1 pseudogene is annotated in these 539 nt (G+C 50.3%); it reads left to right on the forward strand.

Going from position 1 to position 539, the window contains the following annotated elements:
• Window positions 1-441, forward strand: a pseudogene (locus ACTHUR_RS17510) (M61 family metallopeptidase); the annotation flags it as partial.
• Window positions 442-539 lie beyond the last annotated feature (98 nt).

A 539-nucleotide genomic window follows, 5' to 3' on the forward strand; every position in this document is an offset into this window, starting at 1 on the left:
GCCTTATACAGTACCGATGATCTTCCGCTCGCAGAATGCCTGCAAAGCGTAGGTGTCAAACTCGACTTTATTCCCCTACCACGCCAGCACGGCGGAGCATTTGCCACCGAACCCCAATCGGTTGCCCCCGCCAACGATTTGGGCGCACGTTTCAAACAAAACAGCGATCATGCCGTCCTGACTCATGTATTTAATGGCGGTAGCGCAGAAAATGCCGGACTCTGCCCGCAAGATAAAATCATCGCCTTAGGCGGCTATGCCTGCAACGACCTTGCAGCGCAGTGGGGCAAACTGCCTATCGGCACGCGCACCACCATCCATTTCTTCCGCCAAGGCCTATTGCGTGAAACCAGCATCACAGTTCAAGCAGCAGAAGCCAATACTGCCCTGCTGCACATTACCGATCGCCAAAAACTCGAAAACTGGTTGTACAATCATTAAATAAAACTTCAAACGGCCTGCCACTTCCTAGGCCGTCTGAAATCAACATATCCATTTAATATAAAGAAAGGAAAAACTATGCCTATCCGTAAACTGAC

Source organism: Neisseria sp. P0021.S007 (genome assembly GCF_051956855.1).